This window comes from Streptomyces sp. NPDC002870, from assembly GCF_042888505.1.
Taxonomy (GTDB): domain Bacteria; phylum Actinomycetota; class Actinomycetes; order Streptomycetales; family Streptomycetaceae; genus Streptomyces.
Map to the genome: position 1 here is coordinate 29,337 of NZ_JBIAPW010000003.1, position 19,725 is coordinate 49,061.

Annotated in this window: 17 protein-coding genes; 9 read left to right on the forward strand and 8 right to left on the reverse strand. The window is 69.8% G+C overall.

What is annotated here, in order from left to right; genetic code table 11:
* The first annotated feature begins 81 nt into the window (after positions 1-81).
* A complete protein-coding gene (locus tag ACFYWY_RS04705) occupies positions 82-2,220 on the forward strand; it encodes a SpoIIE family protein phosphatase (protein ID WP_389179689.1) in 2,139 nt (712 codons plus the stop codon).
* Here ACFYWY_RS04705 and ACFYWY_RS04710 read toward each other — a convergent pair.
* Positions 2,151-3,239: an AI-2E family transporter gene (locus tag ACFYWY_RS04710; RefSeq protein WP_389179692.1), complete on the reverse strand. Its 1,089-nt coding sequence runs from the start codon at positions 3,237-3,239 to the stop codon at positions 2,151-2,153. The genes ACFYWY_RS04705 and ACFYWY_RS04710 overlap by 70 nt on opposite strands.
* 178 nt (positions 3,240-3,417) lie before the next feature.
* On the opposite strand from ACFYWY_RS04710, the gene ACFYWY_RS04715 reads away from it, so the two are divergent.
* Positions 3,418-4,260 (forward strand): PP2C family protein-serine/threonine phosphatase, encoded by an 843-nt coding sequence (locus ACFYWY_RS04715; RefSeq protein WP_389179695.1) that lies wholly within the window; start codon positions 3,418-3,420, stop codon positions 4,258-4,260.
* Positions 4,261-4,382: 122 nt separating this feature from the next.
* Entirely contained in the window at positions 4,383-5,363 is a 981-nt protein-coding gene (locus ACFYWY_RS04720) for an MASE1 domain-containing protein (RefSeq protein ID WP_389180656.1), read from the forward strand.
* 64 nt (positions 5,364-5,427) lie between these two features.
* Here the strand turns inward: ACFYWY_RS04720 and ACFYWY_RS04725 are convergent, their stop codons facing one another.
* Positions 5,428-6,384 carry a pirin family protein gene (locus tag ACFYWY_RS04725; protein WP_389179698.1) on the reverse strand — a complete coding sequence of 319 codons (957 nt, stop codon included), beginning with the start codon at positions 6,382-6,384 and terminating at the stop codon, positions 5,428-5,430.
* 125 nt (positions 6,385-6,509) lie between these two features.
* Complete coding sequence (locus tag ACFYWY_RS04730; RefSeq protein ID WP_389179700.1) at positions 6,510-6,962, reverse strand: SseB family protein; 453 nt, start codon at positions 6,960-6,962, stop codon at positions 6,510-6,512.
* A 129-nt stretch (positions 6,963-7,091) separates the two neighbouring features.
* Here ACFYWY_RS04730 and ACFYWY_RS04735 point away from each other — a divergent pair, with 129 nt between their 5' ends.
* The 3 genes from ACFYWY_RS04735 (at position 7,092) to ACFYWY_RS04745 (ending at position 10,747) form a co-directional block, all read left to right on the forward strand.
* On the forward strand, positions 7,092-8,918 hold the full coding sequence (locus ACFYWY_RS04735) for an acyl-CoA dehydrogenase (RefSeq protein WP_389179703.1): 1,827 nt from the start codon (positions 7,092-7,094) through the stop codon (positions 8,916-8,918).
* Positions 8,919-9,016: 98 nt separating this feature from the next.
* Complete coding sequence (locus ACFYWY_RS04740; RefSeq protein ID WP_389179706.1) at positions 9,017-10,309, forward strand: M18 family aminopeptidase; 1,293 nt, start codon at positions 9,017-9,019, stop codon at positions 10,307-10,309.
* A gap of 66 nt (positions 10,310-10,375) precedes the next feature.
* The gene (locus ACFYWY_RS04745; protein ID WP_389179709.1) at positions 10,376-10,747 is read left to right on the forward strand and encodes a hypothetical protein; all 372 of its coding nucleotides are present in this window, start codon (positions 10,376-10,378) and stop codon (positions 10,745-10,747) included.
* A 6-nt stretch (positions 10,748-10,753) separates the two neighbouring features.
* Here ACFYWY_RS04745 and ACFYWY_RS04750 read toward each other — a convergent pair whose 3' ends face one another.
* Positions 10,754-12,526, reverse strand: a complete 1,773-nt coding sequence (locus ACFYWY_RS04750; RefSeq protein WP_389179712.1) for an NHL domain-containing thioredoxin family protein — start codon at positions 12,524-12,526, stop codon at positions 10,754-10,756.
* 40 nt (positions 12,527-12,566) lie between these two features.
* On the opposite strand from ACFYWY_RS04750, the gene ACFYWY_RS04755 reads away from it, so the two are divergent.
* Positions 12,567-13,064 carry an LURP-one-related/scramblase family protein gene (locus ACFYWY_RS04755; RefSeq protein WP_389179715.1) on the forward strand — a complete coding sequence of 166 codons (498 nt, stop codon included), beginning with the start codon at positions 12,567-12,569 and terminating at the stop codon, positions 13,062-13,064.
* A 60-nt stretch (positions 13,065-13,124) separates the two neighbouring features.
* Here ACFYWY_RS04755 and ACFYWY_RS04760 read toward each other — a convergent pair whose 3' ends face one another.
* Positions 13,125-13,988, reverse strand: a complete 864-nt coding sequence (locus tag ACFYWY_RS04760) for a carbon-nitrogen family hydrolase (protein WP_389179718.1) — start codon at positions 13,986-13,988, stop codon at positions 13,125-13,127.
* 163 nt (positions 13,989-14,151) lie between these two features.
* Between ACFYWY_RS04760 and ACFYWY_RS04765 the strand changes: the two genes are divergently transcribed.
* A complete protein-coding gene (locus ACFYWY_RS04765) occupies positions 14,152-14,976 on the forward strand; it encodes a maleylpyruvate isomerase family mycothiol-dependent enzyme (RefSeq protein WP_389179720.1) in 825 nt (274 codons plus the stop codon).
* Positions 14,977-15,132: 156 nt separating this feature from the next.
* On the opposite strand, the gene ACFYWY_RS04770 is transcribed toward ACFYWY_RS04765, so the two are convergent.
* Both ACFYWY_RS04770 and ACFYWY_RS04775 read right to left on the reverse strand, forming a co-directional pair.
* Entirely contained in the window at positions 15,133-16,434 is a 1,302-nt protein-coding gene (locus ACFYWY_RS04770) for a nitrate/nitrite transporter (RefSeq protein WP_389179723.1), read from the reverse strand.
* Entirely contained in the window at positions 16,431-17,072 is a 642-nt protein-coding gene (locus tag ACFYWY_RS04775; RefSeq protein WP_389179726.1) for a GntR family transcriptional regulator, read from the reverse strand. The genes ACFYWY_RS04770 and ACFYWY_RS04775 overlap by 4 nt, the downstream gene beginning before the upstream one ends.
* Before the next feature lie 179 nt (positions 17,073-17,251).
* On the opposite strand from ACFYWY_RS04775, the gene ACFYWY_RS04780 reads away from it, so the two are divergent.
* Positions 17,252-18,184 carry a D-alanyl-D-alanine carboxypeptidase family protein gene (locus ACFYWY_RS04780; RefSeq protein WP_389179729.1) on the forward strand — a complete coding sequence of 311 codons (933 nt, stop codon included), beginning with the start codon at positions 17,252-17,254 and terminating at the stop codon, positions 18,182-18,184.
* A gap of 104 nt (positions 18,185-18,288) precedes the next feature.
* Here the strand turns inward: ACFYWY_RS04780 and ACFYWY_RS04785 are convergent, their stop codons facing one another.
* Positions 18,289-19,716: a dihydrolipoamide acetyltransferase family protein gene (locus ACFYWY_RS04785; protein ID WP_389179732.1), complete on the reverse strand. Its 1,428-nt coding sequence runs from the start codon at positions 19,714-19,716 to the stop codon at positions 18,289-18,291.
* Between the last annotated feature and the right edge of the window lie 9 nt (positions 19,717-19,725).

Sequence of the window (19,725 nt, forward strand, 5' to 3'; positions counted from 1 at the left end):
CTGCCCCCGGACACCTCATTGACATACGCATGCCAGGAGCCCGGCGGGTCGTCGCCGAGAACATCCCAATAAAGTGAGCCAATGCGCACCGAGGACGTCCTGGCCGCGATCGCGACCGGCCTGTGGCGGTGGGACAACGCATCCGGGATGGTGACCCTGGACGCCGAGGCCGCCCGGCTGCTCGGGATGCCGGGCGAACCGGGCGCCTTCCCGCAGGCCGCCGTACGCTCCCGCTTCCACCCCGTCGACTGGAACGAGATCAACGGCATCGTCAATCTCGCGGTCGCCGAGGGGACCCTCGCCGAGGCCAGACTGCGGATCGTCGACGAGGCGGGCCATGTGCTCCGTACCGTACGCAGCCGCTCCAAGCCCTTCGTCCGCGGCGGCGACTTCGAAGTGGTCGGCACGGTCCAGGAGGTCGCCTGGCCGCAGCCGGGCACGACCGCCGCGCAGAGTCCGATCACCGGCGACTGGCGGCGCTCGCGCGAGGCGTTCTTGCTGGACGCGGGCCGGGCGCTGGCCGAGGCCGGCTCCACCGCGGAGGTGCTGAGGGTCGCCGCTTCCCTGTCCATGCCGGGTTTCTCGCCGGACGGCCTGGCCGTCTTCGGCGTGGCCGGCGACCGGCTCACGATCGTCGGGCACCACGGCCACCTGCCGGGAGACGACCACCCGTTCACCGACATGCCGCTGGACGCGGACTATCCGGCCGCCGAGGTGGTGCGCACCGGCCGGGCCTCCTATCTGCCGACGCCGCGGGAGTACCGGCGCCGCTACCCCGCCAGCTGGCCGCTGGCGAAGCACTTCGGCCGCCAGTCGTGGGCCTTTCTGCCGCTGACCGTCGCCGGGCGCACGATGGGCGCCTGGATGGCCGCGTTCAAACACCCGGTCACCTTCACGCCCGACGAACGGTCCGTGCTGACGACGGTCGCCAGAATGCTGGCGCAGGCGCTCGCCCGCGCCGAGGTCGCCGACTCCGAGCGCGAGCTGTCGCTCGGCCTGCAGCGCTCGATGATGCCGGTGCTCGGGCCCGAGGTCCCCGGGATGTCGGTGGCCGCACGGTACGTCCCGACGGGCGGCGGGCTCCAGGTCGGCGGCGACTGGTACGACGTGATCCCGATGCCGACCGGACGCGTCGCGCTCGTCATCGGCGACGTCCAGGGCCACGATGTGCGCGCCGCCGGACTCATGGGCCAGCTGCGGATCGCCCTGCGCGCGTACGCCTGTGAGGGGCACCGGCCCGACGCGGTGCTCTCCCGCGCCTCCCGCTTTCTGCACGGGCTGCATGACTTTTCCGGGGCGATCAGGGACGAGGAAGGCGACCACTCCAGCCCGCGCTTCGCCACCTGCCTCTATCTGGAGGTCGACCCGCCCACCGGCCGGATCGAGATCGCCCGGGCCGGCCATCCGGAGCCGGTGGTGCGGACCGCCGACGGCACGGTGCTGGTGCGCCCCGCCGACGGCGGGCTGCCTCTGGGCATCGACCCGGACACGGACTATCCGACGACGCGGCTGGTGCTGGAGCCCGGCGAGACGCTGATGATCTGCACGGACGGTCTCCTCGAGACCGGCGGCCACGATCTGGACACGGGGTGGGCCCGGCTGCGTACGGTCCTCGAAGATCACGTGGACCAGTCGCTGGAGGAGCTCGCCGACGCGCTCGTCCAGGCCGTGCACGGACCCGCCTCGCACTCCACCACCGGGCCGCTCGCCGACCGGCGCGAGGACGACATCGCGGTCCTGCTGATCTCCCGGGACGGCACACCGGCGCTTCGGGCCCCGCGGCGCACGGCGATGAACGTCGCCCAGGCGGAGCCCGAGCTGATCGCGGCCGCCCGGCAGCAGGTACGAGAGCTGCTGCACGACTGGACAAACTCGGAGCAGATCGACTCCGCGGTGCTGCTGGTCTCCGAAATGGTCACCAATGTGCTGGTCCACACGGACGGGACCGCGCTGCTGGTGGCGGAGGTGGCCAGCGGGGATGCGGCACGGCGGCTGCGTGTGGAGGTCGCGGACACCGGCGACGAGCTGCCGCACAAGCTGCGGCCCGGAGAGATGGCGTCGTCGGGGCGTGGCCTGCTGCTGATGGAGATGCTGGCGGACGCGTGGGGGGTGGATCCGCGGGGCGAGGGCAAGTCGGTCTGGTTCGAGCTCTATGAGTCGGCCGTCCCGGAGACGGACCCGGATCCGGGCCCGGGTTCGACCCCGGATTCGCCCTCGTAACGTGTCCTGAGCTCGCTGATCACGCCGAAGACGGCGGCCGTGAGCGGCACGGCGAGGAGCATCCCGAGAATGCCGGCGACGGTTGCCCCCGCGGTGATCGCCAGTATCACGACCGCGGGGTGCATCTGGACCGTACGGCTCTGGATCACGGGCTGGAGCACGTGCCCCTCCAGCACCTGCACCGCGATGACCACGCCCAGCGCCCACAGCGCGATCACGAACCCCCGGTCGGCGAGCGCGACGAGCACGGCGACGGCTCCGGAGAGGAAAGCCCCGAGATAGGGGATGTACGCCGCGACGAAGACGAGCGCGCCGAGCCCGACGGCGCCGGGGACGCGCAGGATCAGCAGCCCGACGGTGATGCAGACCGCGTCGATGAGCGCGATGAACGTCGTCCCGCGCATGAAGCCCTCGACGGCCTCGAAGGCCCGCCGCCCCATGGCCACGACGACCTCCCCGCTCGTACGGGGCACGAGGGACCGCAGCGCGCCCGCGGCCCGGTGCGAATCCCGCAGAAAGAAAAAGCTGAGCAGCAGCGCCAGCACGGCGGTGGCGATCAGCTCACCCACCACACTCAGCCCACTGATCACCCCGGACGCGGCGGTCCCGCCGAACTTCCCCAGCAGTTCCTTCGCATTGCCGGCGACGTCGTCGAGCGAGGTACCGGCGGCCCCGAAGTACTTGGCGAGATCCTTGGCGGCCAGCCGCAGCGAGGCAATGATCTGGTCGCCGGTCTCTATCAGCGCGTTGACGATGATGTAGACGGCCCCGCCGACGACGGCGACAACGGCGGCACAGGTCAGCGCGGCGGCGAGCGAGCGATTCATCCTCATCTTGACGAGCCACCGGTTCAGGGGCCCGAGAAGGGCGGTCCCGAGCAGCGCGAGCAGCACGGGCGTGACTGCGGCCTTGAGCGTCACGACCAGCCACACGCCGACTGCGACCACCCCGGCCACCAGCAGCGCGACCGCGCACCAGGCGGCAAGCCGCCTCACGGGCTCGGGAAGAAGGGTCTGCACACCACCACCCGACCACACTGCTCGCCGCCCCGTCGCGTCCACCGCGGCCAGGCGGGTGACACCCCGTCAGAAATCCTGGCCGCGCCTGTGCTCGTACGGAAGCCCGACGAGTGGGGCCGGTCGGACGAGGCGGGAGCTAAGGTGACATAAGGAACAGAAAGCGCCTCCCGGAGCGGTCATGCGTGAACGCCGCACGCCCCCGTCCGACAGCACATCCGACAACGCCCAGGAACTCCTGGTCAGCCTCGGGCGTCTCGTCGACCACGCCCTGGACCGGATCAAGTACCAGCGGGCCCAGGTGGAGCTGGCCATGGCCCTGCAGCGCCACATGCTCCCGCCCGCACTGCCGAGGCTGCCCGGCCTGCAGATCGCGGCCCGGTACACACCCTCACAGGACGGCCTGGACGTCGGCGGCGACTGGTACGACGCTTTCCAGATGGCTGACGGGTCGGTCGGGATCGCCATCGGGGACGTAGAGGGCCACGACGTGGAAGCCATCGCGTTCATGGGGCAGGTCCGCACCAGCATGCGGGCCCTCGCCGGCCCCACCACGGATCCTGGCGAGGTGCTGAGCCACGCCAATGACCTGCTGCTTTCGATGGGCTGCGACCGCTTCGCGACCTGCTGTTTTCTGCGTTTCGACCCGCTCAGCGGACATCTTGCCTTCTCCCGCGCCGGCCATGTCCCGATGGTCTGGGCCAGCGCCGACGGACGCTCCGGCATCGCCCTCGACCACGGTGGCCCGCCCCTCGGCGTCATGTCCGGCGAGCACTATCCGGTGACCCGCCTGCGGCTGCTGGCGGCGGGATCCCTGGTCCTGCTCACCGACGGAGTCGTGGAAGGACCGTCCTACCGGATAGAGGAGGGTCTGGCTGAGGTGGCCCGGCTGGTCTGCGCCGGATTCGGCGACGACCCCGACGACCTGGCCGCCGCAGTGGTCAAAGTGGCCGATCTGACCGGACACAGTGACGACGCCGCCGTCCTCGTCGCCCGCTACGACGGAATCCCGGCGGCCGTGTAGCCGCGTAGCCGCCGAGGCCGACGCCGACGCTCGTGATGCCGCCGGACAGCGCAGCCGGAAAGGCGCCTGTCTGTGCCGATACATAAGCTGGGCCGGTGACTGGCGTCCTGCGCAACAAGGAGATGCGGCGTCATGGTTCCGCCGCTCTCTGGGTACTCGCTGTCGCCGCCGTCTACTACGGAGCCGCGGAGTTGGGGCTCCTCCAGCAACTCGTGCGTGGCCAGGTCACGCCGCTGTGGCCACCGACCGGCGTGGCCGTGGCCGGCCTGCTCATCCTCGGTCTGCGGATCTGGCCAGGAATCGCCCTCGGGGCATTCCTGATCAACGTGTCCCTCGGTCCGACGCTCCCCGCCGTACTGGGCATCACCGCGGGAAACACGCTCGCCCCCGTCTGCGCCTTCCTGCTGCTGCGACGTGTGGGGTTCCACAACGAACTGGACCGGCTGCGCGACGCGCTGGCGCTGATCTTCCTCGGCGCCCTTGGCACGATGCTGATCAGCTCAACCGTGGGCAGCGGTGTGCTGGTGCTCGCCGGTGCGCTGCAGCCGGACGACTTCTGGCCGACGTGGTCGGTGTGGTGGACGGGGGACGCCATGGGCGTGCTCGTGGTCACACCGTTCCTGCTGGTCATCCGCGCGGCCCACTGGCCGCGGGCCCCCCTGAGCCGTTGGGCCGAAGCGGCGGCGCTCTTGCTGGGCACCCTGTCTGGCACGTATCTGGCGACGGGCACCAACAACGCTTCCCTGCTCTTCCTCGTCTTTCCGTTCTTGATCTGGTCCGCGCTGCGCTTCCAGCTGGCCGGCGCCGCTCCATGCGCGCTGGTCGTCTCGACGCTGGCGATTCTTGCCGCCGCCCGCCAAAGCGGCCCGTTCGCCCATCACGACCTCTTCGCGAACATGGTCACGCTCCAGGCGTTCAACGGCGTCGCGGCTCTGACGGCGCTGCTGCTCTCTGCGGTCATCATCGAGCGGAACCGGACTCACGATGAGATCAGACGGGTCTTCGCGCAGTTCTCCGAGATGGTGGCCCAGATGGAGCCCCGCCCGGCCTCGTACCAATGGCCGCCGCCCGATGACGAAGAAGGGCCGGGCCGCGACCGCTGATTCGCGGGTGGGGCGGGGCGCGTCCCCTAGTGACGCGCCCCGCCGGTCCCTCGTGCTCACGCACTCACATGCCGTGCACGGCGGGGATCGTGCCGAGGCGTCCCGCCTGGAAGTCCTCCACCGCCTGCTGCAGCTCCGCGCGGCTGTTCATCACGAACGGCCCGTAGTGCGCCATCGGCTCCCGGATCGGACGCCCGCCCAGCAGCACGACCTCCAGGTCCGGGCTGTTGGAGTCCTGGGACTCGTCCGCGCGGACCGTCAGAGATCCGCCCGTCCCGAACACCGCCGTCTGGCCCATCCGGACCGGCCGCCGGTCCGTACCGACCGCGCCGCGGCCCGCCAGGACGTACGCCAGGCCGTTGAAGTCCTCCTGCCACGGCAGCGTGATCTCCGCGCCGGGCCGCAGCGTCGCGTGAACCATCGTGATCGGCGTGTGCGTGATGCCAGGGCCCTCGTGCCCGTCCAGCTCACCCGCGATGACCCGAAGCAGTGCCCCGCCGTCCGGCGAGGTCAGCAGCTGGACCTGGCCGCCGCGGATGTCCTGGTACCTGGGCTCCATCATCTTGTCGCTCGCCGGGAGGTTCACCCACAGCTGGAGCCCGTGGAAGAGCCCGCCGGACGTGACCAGCGACTCCGGCGGCGCCTCGATGTGGAGCAGACCCGAGCCCGCGGTCATCCACTGGGTGTCGCCGTTCTGGATGGTGCCGCCGCCGCCGTTGCTGTCCTGGTGGACAAACGTTCCGTCGATCAGATACGTCACGGTCTCGAAGCCGCGGTGCGGATGCCAGGGCGTTCCCTTAGGCTCACCCGGCGCGTACTCCACCTCACCCATCTGATCCATCATGATGAACGGGTCGAGGTACTGGTAGCTGATCCCGGCGAACGCACGTCGCACCGGGAAGCCCTCTCCCTCGAACCCGCTCGGCGCCGTGGACACGGCAAGCACGGGGCGCGGCACAGCCCCGGCCGGCGCGGATACGCGCGGCAGGGTGAGCGGGTTCTCGACAGTCACTGCAGGCATGACGGGACCTCCTTGTGCGACCAGTTTAGTTGAAGACTGAACTTCTTGCCACTGGAACGCGAGGCGCCCGGGAGGAATTCCCCCCGGGCGCCCCTGCACACAGGACTGCGAGCCGTCGGCCGCGGCTAGCCGTACATACGCCGCATCGCGAAGTCGACCATCTGCTCCACGGCCTTCGCGTCGAAGACCATCCGGTGATCGCCCTCCATGTCGAGGACGAAGCCGTACCCGGTCGGCAGCAGGTCGATCACCTCCGCCCCGGTGATCACGAAGTACTTGGACTCCTTGCCCGCGTACCTGCGCAGCTCTTTGAGCGTGGTGAACATAGGGATGACCGGCTGCTGGGTGTTGTGCAGCGCCAGGAAGCCGGGGTTGTCGCCGCGCGGGCAGTAGACCTTCGAGGTCGCGAAGATCTGCTGGAAGTCCTCGGCCGACAGCGACGCGGTAGTGAAGGCCCGAACCGCATCGGCGAGCGAGGGCGGCGACGGCTCGGGGTACAGCGGCTGTTCGCCGTAGGAAGGCTGCTGCGGCACGTACTGCTGCTGCTGAGCGCCCGGGGTCTGGTCGTAGCCGTACATGCCCGCAAGAGTACTTAGTCACAGATGCCCCTTGGGGGTTGCATCTTATTACCGACGGGTAGCATCATCGTTGCTACTTACTGGTACGTGGATAAAAATCCGCCTCCCGATCCTTACGGAGCCGTCGCCATGGGGCACTACAAGTCGAATCTCCGCGACATCGAGTTCAACCTCTTCGAGGTCCTCGGGCGCGACAAGCTGTACGGCACCGGCCCGTTCGCGGAGATGGACGTCGACACCGCCAAGAGCATCCTCGACGAGGTCGCCCGCCTCGCCGAGAACGAACTCGCCGAATCCTTCGCGGACGCCGACCGCAATCCCCCGGTATTCGACCCTGAGACCAACACCGCGCCCGTCCCGGCGTCCTTCAAGAAGAGCTACCAGGCCTTCATGGACTCCGAGTACTGGCGTCTCGGCCTGCCCGAAGAGATCGGCGGCACGACCTCGCCCCGCTCCCTGATCTGGTCGTACGCGGAGCTGCTGCTCGGCTCGAACCCGGCCGTCTGGATGTACTCCTCCGGCCCGGCGTTCGCCGGCATCCTCTTCACCGAAGGCAACGAGGCGCAGAAGAAGGTCGCCGAGATCGCCGTCGAGAAGCAGTGGGGCTCCACCATGGTCCTCACCGAGCCGGACGCCGGCTCGGACGTGGGCGCCGGCCGCACCAAGGCCGTGCAGCAGGAGGACGGCTCCTGGCACATCGAGGGTGTGAAGCGCTTCATCACTTCCGGTGAGCACGACATGTCGGAGAACATCCTTCACTACGTGCTGGCCCGCCCCGAGGGCCACGGCCCCGGCACCAAGGGTCTGTCCCTCTTCCTCGTGCCGAAGTTCCACTTCGACTGGGAGACCGGCGAGCTGGGCGAGCGCAACGGCGTGTACGCCACGAACGTCGAGCACAAGATGGGCCTCAAGGCCTCCAACACCTGCGAGATGACCTTCGGCGACCAGCACCCCGCCAAGGGCTGGCTGATCGGCGACAAGCACGACGGCATCCGCCAGATGTTCATGATCATCGAGTTCGCCCGGATGATGGTCGGCACGAAGGCCATCGCGACCCTGTCGACCGGCTACCTCAACGCGCTGGAGTACGCCAAGGAGCGCGTCCAGGGTCAGGACCTGGTGAACTTCGCGGACAAGACCGCGCCCAAGGTCACCATCACCCACCACCCCGACGTGCGCCGCGCGCTGATGACGCAGAAGGCGTACGCCGAGGGCATGCGCGCCCTCGTGCTGTACACCGCGTCCGTCCAGGACGAGATCGCCGTCAAGGAAACCGCGGGCGAGGACGCCAAGGCCCTCGTCGCGCTGAACGACCTGCTGCTGCCCATCGTGAAGGGCTACGGCTCGGAGAAGTCGTACGAGCAGCTCGCCCAGTCGCTGCAGACCTTCGGCGGCTCCGGCTACCTGCAGGAGTACCCGGTCGAGCAGTACATCCGGGACGCCAAGATCGACACCCTCTACGAGGGCACCACGGCCATCCAGGGCCAGGACTACTTCTTCCGGAAGATCGTCCGTGACCAGGGCCAGGCGCTGAACACCCTCTCCGAGGAGATCAAGAAGTTCCTCGCGGTCGGCACCGGCGGCGAGGAGCTGGCCCCGGCCCGCGACGCGCTCGCCAAGGCCGCGGTCGACCTGGAGGCGATCGTCGGCACGATGACGAACGACCTCATAGCCACCGGCGAGGACGTCAAGAACATCTACAAGGTGGGCCTCAACACCACCCGCCTGCTGATGGCTTCGGGCGATGTGGTCGTCGGCTACCTGCTGCTGCGCGGCGCGGCGGTCGCCGCGGAGAAGCTCGAGACGGCATCCGCCAAGGATGTGCCGTTCTACCAGGGCAAGATCGCGGCCGCGAAGTTCTTCGCCGCCAACATCCTGCCGGGCGTCTCGGCCGAGCGCGCGCTCGCCGAGACCGTGGACACCTCCCTGATGGACCTGGACGAGGCGGCCTTCTAGTCGCCCCGGACCATCTGTCGATGCGGCCCGCCCCTCCCCGGGGGCGGGCCGCATTCATCTGTACGCCCCTTGCGCGCGCCCCTCGTTAAGGTGACCTCATGAGCAGCAGCGCACCCTCCCGCTTCGACCGCGGCCACACCGACGACCTCATGTCCTTCCTGGCGGCCGGGCCCTCTCCGTACCACGCCGTGGCCGCCGCCGCCGAGCGGCTGGAGAAGGCCGGCTTCCGGCACGTGCTGGAGACCGATGCCTGGGAGGGGACGACCGGCGGCAAGTATGTGCTGCGCGGCGGGGCGATCATCGCCTGGTACGTGCCCGAGGGCGCCCGCGCCCACACCCCCTTCCGGATCGTCGGCGCGCACACCGACTCGCCCAATCTGCGGGTCAAGCCGATGCCGGACACCGGTTCGTACGGCTGGCGGCAGATCGCCGTGGAGGTGTACGGCGGGACGCTGCTCAACACCTGGCTCGACCGTGATCTGGGGCTGGCCGGGCGGCTCAGCCTGCGGGACGGTTCGCACCGGCTGGTGAATGTGGACCGGGCGCTGCTGCGCGTTCCACAGCTCGCGATCCACCTCGACCGGCAGGCCAACGACGGTCTGAAGCTCGACCGGCAGAAGCACATGCAGCCGATCTGGGGTCTCGGCGATGTCGCGGAGGGCGATCTGATCCGTTTCCTGGAGCAGGAGGCGGGGATCGCGGAGGGCCAGGTCACCGGCTGGGACCTGATGATGCACTCCATCGAGCCGCCCACCCATCTGGGCCGGGACAGGGAGCTGGTGGCCGGGCCGCGGATGGACAATCTGCTGTCCGTGCACGCCGGGACTGCGGCGCTCGCGGCTGTGGCCGGCCGCGATCTGCCGTACATCCCGGTGCTCGCCGCCTTCGACCACGAGGAGAACGGCTCGCAGTCGGACACCGGTGCGGACGGTCCGCTGCTCGGCTCTGTGCTGGAGCGTTCGGTGTTCGCGCGCGGCGGCAGCTACGACGACCGGGCGCGCGCGTTCGCCGGGACGGTCTGTCTGTCCTCCGACACCGGGCACGCCGTGCACCCCAACTACGGGGAGCGGCACGATCCGACGCACCACCCGCGAGTGAACGGCGGCCCGATCCTCAAGGTCAATGTGAACCAGCGGTACGCCACCGACGGCAGCGGACGCGCGGTGTTCGCCGCGGCCTGCGAGAAGGCGGGGGTGCCGTGGCAGACGTTCGTGTCGAACAACGCGATGCCGTGCGGCACGACCATCGGCCCGATCACCGCCGCCCGGCACGGCATCCAGACCGTGGACATCGGCGTGGCGATCCTGTCGATGCACAGCGCGCGTGAACTGTGCGGCGTGGACGACCCGTATCTGCTGGCGAACGCGCTGACCGCGTTCCTGGAGGGCTGAAGTCCCCACGCCGGGCGGCCTGTTGCGAAACATCCGCGAAAGCAGGCGCACGGCACGCTGATGACCATGGTTCTGCTCGGTCATCAGACGGTCGGCGCGCACCGCCCGGGCCCGTCGCGCCGCACTCTGTCCCTCGCGCTCGCCTCTGCGGCCGCGGTCCTGCTCACGGGGTGCTGGTTCGGCATCCAGCAGTACAACGAGCGGCCGCCCTGGGCGAAGGACGTCGCGTACGAGGGTGGCTTCATCCAGGGCAACCGCGTCCGGCAGTACGACCCGACCGGCCAGGAGGTCAACAGGCTCCTGGCCGGTGGGTGCGAAGAGCTGGCGTCGGCCGGGCGCGGCGGGCGGAAGGCGTCGTACGACCCGGGTCTGTGGGTGGAAGGCTGCCTGGCCGGCGCGGCGGGGCGGCAGCCCGAGCGGCAGGGGCTGCTGCACTAGCCCACGCTAGGCCTGGTCCATCCCGGCCAGTACGAGCGGCAGCCGCGAGGCTCCGTCCTCGGCCACGCGCACCGGAACCCCCCAGTCCTGCTGATGGACGTGACAGGCCGGGTACTCCTTCTCCGGGTCGTCGTCGCAGGACGCCGCCATCGCCGAGACATGCAGCACGCCCTCGGCGACCGCCGGGTCGATCTCCAGCTCGCGTGAGAGGTCGGTCCCCGCGCCATCCCCGCCGATCAGCAGCTCGGGCGGGGTCGAGGAGACGAGCAGCCGGGTGGAGGGCCCGTACCGCGTGTCCAGCTTCTGGCCGGCCGGGGCCTGGAAGACCACGTCCAACTGAAGCTTGCCCGCGGCGACTTCGGTGGCGGCGCGCTGTGTCCGGTGGGCGACGGAATCGACCCGTACCGCCTCCTCCGGCAGCCGCAGCCGGGTCAGCCGGTGCCTGGCCGACTCGACGACCACGATGTCGTCGCCGACGAGGACGGCGCCGGAGGGCTCACGCAGATCGGTGGCCAGCGTGGTGACCTGGCCGTCGGCCGGATCGTAACGGCGCAGTGCGTGGTTGTACGTGTCGCTGATGGCGACCGATCCGTCGGGCAGCGCGGTGACGCCCAACGGGTGCTGGAGCAGGGCCTGTCCGGCTGCCCCGTCGCGGTGCCCGAAGTCGAAGAGTCCGGTGCCGACGGCCGTGTGCACGACCAGATCGCGGTCGATCCAGCGCACCGCGGAGGTCTCGGAGTCGGCGATCCACAGCCGGTCCTCGGTGGCCGCGAGCCCGGACGGCTGGGCGAACCACGCCTCGGCCGCGGGACCGTCGACCAGCCCTTCGTTGGTGGTCCCGGCCGCGACCTCGACCGTTCCGGTCGCCGGGTCGTACGTCCACAGCTGGTGGACGCCCGCCATCGCGATCCACAGCCGCTCGCCCCACCAGGCGACGTCCCAGGGCGAGGAGAGGGACACATCGAGGGCGGGGCCGCTGGTCGGCGATCCCTGCCACCACTGCTTGCCGGTGCCGGCGAGCGTCTCGATGGCGCCGCTCTCGGGGTCGTACGCACGGATGGAGTGGTTCACGGTGTCGGCGACCGCGATCCTGCCGTCGGGCAGCGGAGTAAGTCCCTGCGGCTCGTTGAACTCGCCGTCGCCGATGCGCCGTACGACGCTCTCGCCGTCCGGCGCCAGCTCGACGAGCTGGTTCCGGGTCGAGTCGGAGACCAGGAAGTTCCCGGACGGCAGCAGCACGGTCTTGCCGGGGAAGCGCAGATCGGTGGCGACGGGCTCGGGCGCGACATAGGGGCCGTCGCCGCGCCGCAGCGTGCCCTTCGCGGCGTGCTCGGCCTCCAGCTCTTGGACGAGCTTCTCGATGGCGTGCGCATGCCCCTCGCCCGCGTGCTGGGCGACGACGTACCCCTCGGGGTCGATGACGACGAGGGTGGGCCAGGCCCGTACGGCGTACTGCTTCCAGGTGGCGAGCTCGGGGTCGTCGAGCACGGGGTGGTGGACCTGGTAGCGCTCGACGGCGTCGACGACGGCCTGGTGCTCGGCCTCGTGCACGAACTTCGGCGAGTGGACCCCGATGATCACCACGGTGTCGCGGTGCTTCTCCTCGAGCTCGCGCAGCTCGTCCAGGACATGCAGGCAGTTCACACAGCAAAATGTCCAGAAGTCGAGAATGACGACGCGTCCGCGCAGGTCAGCGAGGGTGTACTGGTGGTCGCCTGTATTGAGCCAGCCGCCCTTGCCGATCAGCTCGGGGGCCCGAACGCGTGCACGTGTAGCCATACCTCCATCCAACCGCACCGATACGGGTACGCATTCCGCCATGAAGTATCTGGTGCGCGACAAAGTCTTCGCGATCGGCGACGACTACTGGATCGAGGACGAGCACGGCCGGCACGCCTTCCTCGTCGACGGAAAGGCGCTGCGGCTGCGCGACACCCTGGAGATCAAGGATCCGAACGGGCTTGTCCTCATCACGCTGCGCAAGAAGATGTTCAGCCTGCGGGACACGATGACCATCGAGCGGGGCGACGCGCCGCTCGCCACCATCCGCAAGAAGCGGCTCTCGCTGCTGCGCAATCACTACCGCGTGACGCTCGTCGAGGGTACGGAACTCGATGTCAGCGGCCGGGTCCTGGACCGGGAGTTCGGGGTCGAGTACGACGGCGAGCTGCTGGCGCACATCTCCCGGCAGTGGTTCCGGGTGCGGGAGACGTACGCCGTGAACGTCGTACGGGAGGACGCGGACGCGGCGCTCATGATCGCGGTCGCGGTCTGTGTGATCCGGATGGCGGAGAAGGAACGCGACGGCGACGACTAGTCGCGGCGCGGGCCCGGCTGGTCGCGGCGCGAGTCCGGCTGGTCGCGGGCGCGAGTCCGGCTAGTCGCGGCGCGGGGCCGCCAGGCCCAGGAGGCGGTCCTTGAGGGCCGGGAACTGCTCGCGCGTCGTCGCCACCTTCGCCGGGTCGAGCTCGACGTTCAGGATCTCCTCGTCCGGGCCCGCCTCTGCGAGCACCTCGCCCCAGGGGTCGACCACGATGCTGTGACCGGCCTGCTCGACCCCGGCGTGCGTGCCCGCGGTGCCGCAGGCCAGGACGTACGCCTGGTTCTCCACGGCGCGGGCGCGGGCCAGCAGTGTCCAGTGTTCGCGGCGGCGGGCGGGCCAGCCGGCCGGGACGACGAAGGCTTGCGCGCCCGCGTCCACCAGGCCGCGGAACAGCTCGGGGAAGCGCAGGTCGTAACAGGTGGCGAGGCCGAGGGTGAGGGTGAGTCCGGTCCCGGGCCCGCTCACGGTCCCCGTCGCGGTCCCGGGCAGCGGGACGGTCACGAGTTCGTCGCCCGCGCCCATCATCACCGCTTCGCCCTCGTCGAAGCCGAAGCGGTGGATCTTCCGGTAGGTGCTGACCAGTTCACCGGCGGGGGAGAAGACGAGGGAGGTGTTGTAGAGGGTGCCGGGGCCCGCGGCGGAGCCGCTGTCGGATACAGCCTTCTCGACGATGGAGCCCGCGTGCAGCCAGACGCCCGCGTCGCTCGCGGCCTTCCGCATCACGTCGTACGTAGGTCCGTCCAGCGACTCGGCCTCGTCGGCGAAGGACTGGTAGGCGAAGGCTCCGACGGGCCACAGTTCTGGAAGAACCACCAGATCGGCGGCGTGCTGTTCCCGTACGAGCGCGGCGGCTCGCTGCCTTCGCGAATTGACCGATTCGTCCGGATCTACTGCGATCTGGATGAGTGAGGCGCGCACACTACCACCGTCCTGGCATTCGAGCCTTCAACACGGGCCTACGATCGTCACACGAAACCACTGCCGGGGTACCGCCCGGCAGCGTAACTTAACTGCCGAGCCTCCCACGCAGCCCAGCAGTCAGCAGCCCAGCCCGCGTACCGCAGAACCGCCGAGGGGTCCCGTGACCGTCCATCCCAGCCTCCAGACCTACGCCGACGCCTGGACCCACTCCATCGAATCGATAGCCGAGCTGGTGCAGCCGCTCGTCGAGGGCGAGTGGAACCGGCCATCGCCGTGCCCCGGCTGGTCCGTGCGGGACCTGGTCTCGCACGTCATCGGCATGGAGTGCGAGATGCTCGGCGATCCCCGGCCCATCCACACCCTGCCGCGCGATCTTTACCATGTGCAGAGCGAGTTCGCCCGCTACATGGAGATGCAGGTCGATGTGCGCCGGCACCACACGGCGCCGGAGATGACCTCCGAGCTGGAGTACACGATCATCCGCCGGGCCCGTCAGCTGCGCAATGAGAACCGCGCCCCCGACACCATGGTCCGCGCCCCGCTCGGCACCGAGCAAACCCTGGAACTGGCCATGCGTATGCGCGCTTTCGACACCTGGGCGCACGAGCAGGATCTGCGTATGGCGCTCGGCAAGCCCGGCAACCTCGACTCCCCCGGCGCGTACATCACCCGCGACTGTCTGCTCGAAGCACTGCCGAAGGTGGTCGCCAAGGACGCGGGCGCGCCCGCGAATTCGGCGGTCGTCCTCGATGTGCACGGCGCGGTGGAGTTCCTGCGTACGGTCCGGGTGGACGCGGACGGCCACGGCACGGTCGACGGCGCGCCCTCGCTCGGGCCGATCGTCACCCTCGCGATGGACTGGGAGACGTTCCTGCGGCTGGCGTGTGGCCGGGTGCGGGTGGCGGCGGTGCAGGACCGGATCAAGGTGGATGGGGACGCCGATCTGGCGGCGGCGATCCTGCGGCAGTTCGCGGTCACGCGGTAGCTGTCACGCGGTAGCTGTCACGCCGAGCGATCACGTCGCAGCCGTCACGCGGTAGCTGTCACGCGTTAGCGCGCTCACGCCGTAGCGCTCGCGCCGTGGGCCGCGGCGGGCGCCGGGCGCGCCGCCGTTCGACGGTGGCCGCTCGGACCTTGCCGCTCACGCCGGTACGTGCACGACCTCCACGCGGCTCGCCACCAGCCGTTCCCGCTCCCGCCGTACCGTGCGCGCCCGCAGCCGGAGGATCTGCGCGATCCCCAGCGCCTCCAGCACGAACACCGACGAGAACGCGATCCGGTAGTTGTCCCCGGTCGCGTCCAGCAGCACCCCGACCGCCAGCAGTGTCGTCATCGAGGCCACGAAACCACCCATATTGACGATTCCCGACGCCGTCCCCTGCCGCTGCGGGGGATTGGCAGGACGGGCGAAGTCGAAGCCGATCATCGACGCGGGACCGCACGCCCCGAGCACCGTGCACAGGGTGATGAGCAGCCACATCGGGGCCTGGTCCCCGGGGTAGGCGATGATCGTCGCCCACAGGAGCGCGGTCGCCCCGACCGTGCCGAGTGCGAGCGGCGTCCGGGCCGCGTGATGGCGGGCGATGACCTGCCCGTACACCAGCCCCACCACCATGTTGGAGAGCACCACCAGCGTCAGCAGCTCGCCCGCGGTCTCCCGGGACAGTCCCTGTGCCTCGACCAGGAAGGGCATCCCCCAGAGCAGCAGGAACACCATGGCGGGGAACTGGGTGGTGAAGTGCACCCACATGCCGAGCCGGGTGCCGGGCTCCCGCCAGGACTGGGCGATCTGCTTGCGTACGAACGCTGATCCGGCGTGCTGGGCGGGCGGGGGTTCGTGACCCTCGGGGTGGTCCTTCAGGAAGAGCGAGAGCAGTACGAGGACGATCAGTCCGGCCGCCGCGCTGCCCGCGAAGGTGGCGGTCCAGCCGACGCCGTGCAGCAGCCGCGAGATGAAGATGGTCGAGACGAGGTTGCCCGCCATGCCGAAGAGCGCGGCGACCTGCCCGATGAGCGGCCCGCGCCGGGCGGGGAACCAGCGCGAGCCGAGCCGCAGCACGCTGATGAAGGTCATCGCGTCGCCGCAGCCGAGCAGCGCGCGCGAGGCGAGGGCCGTGCCGTACGAGGGGGAGAGTGCGAAGCCCAGCTGTCCGAGGGTGAACAGCACCACGCCGAGGGTCAGCACCTTCTTGGTGCCGAGCCGGTCGACCATCAGACCGACGGGTATCTGCATCCCCGCGTACACCAGCAACTGGAGTATGGAGAAGGTGGACAGGGCGGAGGCGTTGACGTCGAAGCGGTCGGCGGCGTCGAGGCCGGCGACCCCGAGCGACGTACGGAAGATGACGGCGACGAAGTAGACGGCGACGCCGATGCCCCAGACCGCGGCGGCGCGCCGTCCGCCTGGTGGATCGCCCGGCAGGGTGACGGCGGCGGCGCTCATCGGACCTCGCCCCGCGCCAGGTTGCTGAACCAGCCGACGTGCCGGTGTACGAGTGCGGCCGCCGCGTCCGGGTCCGAGGCGCGCAGGGCTTCGAGGATCTCGCTGTGCTCGGCGACGTTCTTGGTGATCCGGTCGGGGTGGGAGTGCATCACGGCGACGCCCATCCTCAGCTGCCGGTCCCGGAGTTGGTCGTAGAGGCGGGAGAGGATCTCGTTGCCGCAGCTGCGCACGATCTCGGCGTGGAAGCAGCGGTCGGTGACGGCGACGGCCGCGAGGTCGCCCGCCTCGCCCTGCCGCTTCTGCTGCTCGAGAAGCTCTTCGAGCCTGGCGAGGAGCTGCGGCGACGCCGGTACGGCCTTGCGGGCGGCGTGCTCCTCGACCAGCAGCCGGGTCTCCACCACATCGGCGATCTCCTGGGCGGAGACGGCGAGGACGAGCGCCCCCTTCTTCGGGTAGAGCTTGATCAGTCCTTCGACCTCGAGTTTGAGGAGCGCCTCGCGGACGGGGGTGCGCGATACGCCGACGGCGTCGGCCAGTTCACCCTCGGTGAGCAGGGTGCCGCCCTCGTATCGGCGGTCGAGGACGGCTTGCTTGATATGGGCGTAGACGCGTTCGGCGGCAGGGGCGGCGGCGGGCATGCGCACAGCTTAGATACAACACAGGTGCATCAGAAAGCGGCGTCCACGATGCAAAACAGAACTGATGTGGCCGCCGCGTACATCCCTTCGGCGTTGTCAACGGTCTCGTATCGGGGCCTTGTTTCCACCCGGGCCCCACTTCGACCTTTTTCGATGCATTCGCGAACTCGGAGCGATTCTTGAGAACCAGTCTTCCGGGCGTACGCAAAGCCGCCGTGGTCGTCCTCACCACCGGCGCGCTGCTGACCGTCTCGCCTCTGGCCGCGCCCGCTCATGCGGTCCCCGTACCGCCGATCGCGAGCAAGGGCGCGATCCTGATCAACAACGCCACCGGCACGGCCGTCTACACCAAGACCCCGGACACCCGCCGTCAGATGGCCAGCACGACGAAGATCATGACTGCCGCGGTGGTGGTGCACACCAAGGGCATCAACCTGAACCACGTGGTCACCGTCAAGCAGTCGTACCGCGACTACGTGGTCAAGCAGGGCGCCAGCACCGCCGATCTGAAGACCGGCGACAAGGTGACCGTCCGTCAGCTGCTGTACGGGACGATGCTGCCCTCCGGCTGCGACGCCGCGTACGCCCTCGCCGACCTCCTGGGCAAGGGGACCACCCAGGCCGCACGCACGCAGTCGTTCATCACCAAGATGAACCAGACGGCCACGTCCCTCGGCCTGAAGAACACCAAGTTCGACTCCTTCGACGGCATTTCGAAGGCCGGCAACAACTACACGACCCCGCGCGACCTCGCGAAGATCGCAAGCTACGCGATGAAGAACGCCAACTTCCGCGCCGTCGTCGCCGCGCCGAAGTACGTGACCTCCGCGACGACCAGCACGGGCGGCAAGCGCACGTACACCTGGTACAACACCAACCAGCTGCTCGGCTCCTACAAGGGCGCGATCGGCATCAAGACGGGCACCGGCACGGCCGCGGGCCCCTGCCTGGTCTTCGCCGCCACGCGCGGCGACAAGACCTTCGTCGGGGTCACCCTGAACGGCGCCGACCGCTACAAGGACGCCGCGAAGCTGCTCGACTTCGGATTCGGATCGAGCACCGCGCAGACGATGCAACTGCGGAGCCTGCCGCAGGGCGCCGAGCGCGACTGATCAGCCCACGCCGTACACGCCGTGACGTCAGCCGCCCCGTTCCGCAGTGCGGAACGGGGCGGCTGACGTAAGGCCGGTGGCGAGCAAGGCCGGCCTCGAGCCGGTCAGGCCCAGGTGATCAGCCGCTTGGGCTGCTCCAGGATCGCCGCGACATCCGCGAGTACCTTGGAGCCGAGCTCGCCGTCGACCAGCCGGTGGTCGAAGGAGAGCGCGAGCGTGGTGACCTGGCGCGGCTTGACCTTGCCCTTGTGGACCCACGGCTGGAGCTTGATCGCGCCGACCGCGAGGATCGCGGACTCGCCGGGGTTGAGGATCGGCGTACCGGTGTCGACGCCGAAGACGCCGACGTTGGTGATGGTCACCGTGCCGCCCTGCATCGCCGCCGGGGTCGTCTTGCCCTCGCGTGCCGTGGAGACCAACTCGCCCAGGGCCGCGGCCAGTTCAGGCAACGTCTTGGCGTGCGCGTCCTTGATGTTCGGGACGATCAGTCCGCGCGGGGTGGCGGCCGCGATGCCCAGGTTGACGTACTCCTTCAGCACGATCTCCTGATTGGCCTCGTCCCAGGCGGCGTTGACCTGCGGGTTGCGCTTGATCGCGACCAGCAGCGCCTTGGCGATCAGCAGCAGCGGATTGACCCGCAGCCCCGCCATGTCCTTGTCGGCCTTGAGCTCCTCGACGAGCTTCATCGTCCGCGTCACGTCGAGCGTGATGAACTCCGTGACGTGCGGCGCGGTGAAGGCGCTGCCGACCATCGCCGCCGCGGTGACCTTCCGTACGCCCTTGATGGGGATACGGGTCTCGCGCGCACCGGCCGCGACAGCCGCCGGGGCCTCGGCCACGGGCTGCGCCGCGACGGGCTGCGGCGCGACAGGGGCGGCCACGGGCGAGACCGCGGGCGCCGTCGCCGGTGCGGCCGCCGCGTGGACGTCCTCCCGGGTGATGACGCCGTCAGGGCCGGTCGGGGTGACCGTCGCCAGGTCGATGCCCAGGTCCTTGGCGAGCTTGCGGACCGGCGGTTTGGCGAGCGGGCGGGCCACGGGCGCCGTGGCCGCGCCGTTGTGGCCGTTCATCTCGGCCTGGACGGCGGCTGCCGCGGCGGCCTGCTCCGGCACCCCCGCCGTCCCCTTGCGGGGGCGGCGCTTGGTGGAGGTCTCGGCGACGCCGTAGCCGACGAGGACGGGCTGGCGGCCCTTCGGCTCGGCCTCCTCGACGGCGGGAGCGACGGGCGCGGCCGACGTCTGGGCCACGGGCGCGGCCGGCACGTCACCGCTGCCCGGCGCCACGTCGATCGTGATGATCGACGTGCCGACGTCGACGGTCGTGCCCTCCTCGAAGCGCAGCTCGTGCACCACGCCGTCGTACGGAATCGGCAGCTCGACGGCCGCCTTCGCCGTCTCGACCTCGCACACGACCTGGCCGTCCGTCACCGCGTCACCGGGCTGGACGTACCACTTGAGGATCTCGGCCTCGGTCAGTCCCTCGCCCACATCGGGCATCTTGAACTCACGGAAGCGAGTGGAAGTGTCAGTCATGGTCACGGC

Coding starts and splice junctions, on each gene's coding strand:
- ACFYWY_RS04715 (WP_389179695.1), top strand. CDS start 3,418: ATGCGTGAACGCCGCACGCCCCCGTCCGACAGCACATCCGACAACGCC.
- ACFYWY_RS04705 (WP_389179689.1), top strand. CDS start 82: ATGCGCACCGAGGACGTCCTGGCCGCGATCGCGACCGGCCTGTGGCGG.
- ACFYWY_RS04735 (WP_389179703.1), top strand. CDS start 7,092: ATGGGGCACTACAAGTCGAATCTCCGCGACATCGAGTTCAACCTCTTC.
- ACFYWY_RS04775 (WP_389179726.1), bottom strand. CDS start 17,072: ATGCCCGCCGCCGCCCCTGCCGCCGAACGCGTCTACGCCCATATCAAG.
- ACFYWY_RS04755 (WP_389179715.1), top strand. CDS start 12,567: ATGAAGTATCTGGTGCGCGACAAAGTCTTCGCGATCGGCGACGACTAC.
- ACFYWY_RS04740 (WP_389179706.1), top strand. CDS start 9,017: ATGAGCAGCAGCGCACCCTCCCGCTTCGACCGCGGCCACACCGACGAC.
- ACFYWY_RS04720 (WP_389180656.1), top strand. CDS start 4,383: ATGCGGCGTCATGGTTCCGCCGCTCTCTGGGTACTCGCTGTCGCCGCC.
- ACFYWY_RS04730 (WP_389179700.1), bottom strand. CDS start 6,962: ATGTACGGCTACGACCAGACCCCGGGCGCTCAGCAGCAGCAGTACGTG.
- ACFYWY_RS04745 (WP_389179709.1), top strand. CDS start 10,376: ATGGTTCTGCTCGGTCATCAGACGGTCGGCGCGCACCGCCCGGGCCCG.
- ACFYWY_RS04770 (WP_389179723.1), bottom strand. CDS start 16,434: ATGAGCGCCGCCGCCGTCACCCTGCCGGGCGATCCACCAGGCGGACGG.
- ACFYWY_RS04785 (WP_389179732.1), bottom strand. CDS start 19,716: ATGACTGACACTTCCACTCGCTTCCGTGAGTTCAAGATGCCCGATGTG.
- ACFYWY_RS04725 (WP_389179698.1), bottom strand. CDS start 6,384: ATGCCTGCAGTGACTGTCGAGAACCCGCTCACCCTGCCGCGCGTATCC.
- ACFYWY_RS04750 (WP_389179712.1), bottom strand. CDS start 12,526: ATGGCTACACGTGCACGCGTTCGGGCCCCCGAGCTGATCGGCAAGGGC.